A 2,043-nucleotide genomic window follows, 5' to 3' on the forward strand; every position below is an offset into this window, starting at 1 on the left:
CTTTTCCCACAGAGCCACCAGCAAAAATGGTTAAAACTGTTGTAAGTGTTTTAACAGGAATGACAGAAACATCTATTTTTCCATCATCTTTATGCACAGCAGAAATAACCTTTTCAGTACCATGTCCTTCTGCTGTTGGTGCAAACTTTTTTGTTAGCCAAACACTTAAAACAAGGGCAATTGGGAGTAGATAATAGTAATCAAAAGGAATAAAAGAGCGACTTACATCACCATATGATAAAATTTTTAAAAAGAGTGTAACTGTAGCACCAATTATGACTCCGATAATCGACGATAAGAAGACCCACTTTGAAACACTAAAAAATATAGCTGTCTGCTCAGTTATATGTCTTTTTATCATTAATCTACCTCTTTTTGTGAAATTTATTTTACTTATAAAATTATTACATAAAAAAGAGAGTATTGTTACTATTTAGAAGAAAAAATCTAAAATTTTTTCCAAAAAGAACTACTCAGTAACACAAAGACTGTATAGCACTCAAGTCTTCCTATAATCATAGCAATTGAGAAGAAGATTTTATCAAAATCACTAAAAAAGGCGAAGTTATCTGCTGGACCTACAAGTGAGAACCCTGGTCCTATATTTCCAACAAGAGCAAATGCTCCAGAGATGGCACTCATAGCATCATAACCTCTTGCATAAATATAAACCGTAACAACGGCAACCGTAATCATAAAAAGCATAAAAAATCCAAATGTAGAGGAGAGTATTCGCTCTTTTTGTTTCACGCCATCTACAAAAACGGATATGATGGTATTTGGATGAATAATTCTTTTGAGTTCACTAGAGAGAGTCTTAAAAATAATCACATGACGAATGATTTTTATACCACCTGCAGTTGAACCTGCATTACCACCCATTAAAAGTCCTATAAATACAATAGCAATGGCAAGATGTGACCAAGTTCCATAATCAATAGTTGCAAATCCAGTTGTTGTCATTACAGAAGCAATAGTAAAACTTGAATTTTTCAGTGCATCATAAAAAGAGTCTCCAGTGGTATCTATATGTACAAATGTCAATGCTAAACTAAGGACTAAAAAGATAATTAAATACCAACGAACCTCTTCTGTTTTATACCCTGAAAAATCTTTATGATATAGTTTAAGGTGAGCTAAAAAGTTTATGCCTGATAACATCATAAAAATAGTTGTTGTCCAAATAATACCATCTTGAGAAATAAAATAGCCCATAGAGTTGTTTTTAGTAGAAAAACCACCTGTTGAAACTGTTGAAAATGCGTGATTAACTGCATCAAACCAATTCATTCCAAAAAATTTTAAAAGTAAAATATCAAGAAGAGTAAGTACAAAATAGACAAGCCAAAGACTTACGGCAGTATCTTTTATTTTAGGAGTAAGCTTTTCAAGTTGTACGCCCGTTGATTCTGCCTTAAAAAGAGAGAGACTTCCTGTTGGATTTATCATAGAGAGAAGTCCAACACCAAGGACAATAACTCCAAGTCCTCCTAGCCAGTGCATTAAACTTCTATGAAAAAGTATCATATGTGGCAAATCTTCTATGTTTGTATAGACTGTAGCACCCGTTGTAGTAAAGCCACTAATTGATTCAAAAAATCCAGATGAAAAAGAGATATGAGTGTATAGAACCAAAGGAATAGCACCAGCAATACCCAAAAGTATCCAGAGAAGATTAACAACTAAAATACTATCTTTTATTTTCAAATTCAGTTCATGTTTACGTAAAAATAGCCAAACAAAAAGATTACTAGAAAAAAATAGTGCGTCATACTCCAAAAATTCACTATAACGCTCATTATAAATAATACCAACAAAAATATCTAGCAAAAAAATTGCCGAGACCGTCATACAAATAAGTGATAATATTTTTAGTATATTTTTAAAGGCCATAGATCCACTGCTTCACTTTTGTGCTCTCTTTTGTTGGAGAAAACGCAATAATCAAATCATTCTCTTGCAAAATCATTTTTTCAGTTAAAGGGTAAACTGCCTCTTCACGCATATAAAAAAGCGCAGATTTTTCTGTGGATAATGATTTTA

The 2,043-nt window shown here is 32.5% G+C and carries 2 protein-coding genes; both read right to left on the reverse strand.

Annotation, left to right across the window (positions count from 1 at the left end):
* Positions 1–361, reverse strand: a 361-nt coding sequence (locus tag MV589_RS02735; protein ID WP_297431807.1) for a chloride channel protein, incomplete at its 3' end; no start/stop codon positions are given.
* An 86-nt stretch (positions 362–447) separates the two neighbouring features.
* Positions 448–1,893 (reverse strand): TrkH family potassium uptake protein, encoded by a 1,446-nt coding sequence (locus tag MV589_RS02740; RefSeq protein ID WP_297431809.1) that lies wholly within the window; start codon positions 1,891–1,893, stop codon positions 448–450.
* Between the last annotated feature and the right edge of the window lie 150 nt (positions 1,894–2,043).

The sequence above is a fragment of the Sulfurimonas sp. genome (genome assembly GCF_026991475.1).
Classification (GTDB): domain Bacteria; phylum Campylobacterota; class Campylobacteria; order Campylobacterales; family Sulfurimonadaceae; genus Sulfurimonas.

Coding starts and splice junctions, on each gene's coding strand:
- MV589_RS02740 (WP_297431809.1), bottom strand. CDS start 1,893: ATGGCCTTTAAAAATATACTAAAAATATTATCACTTATTTGTATGACG.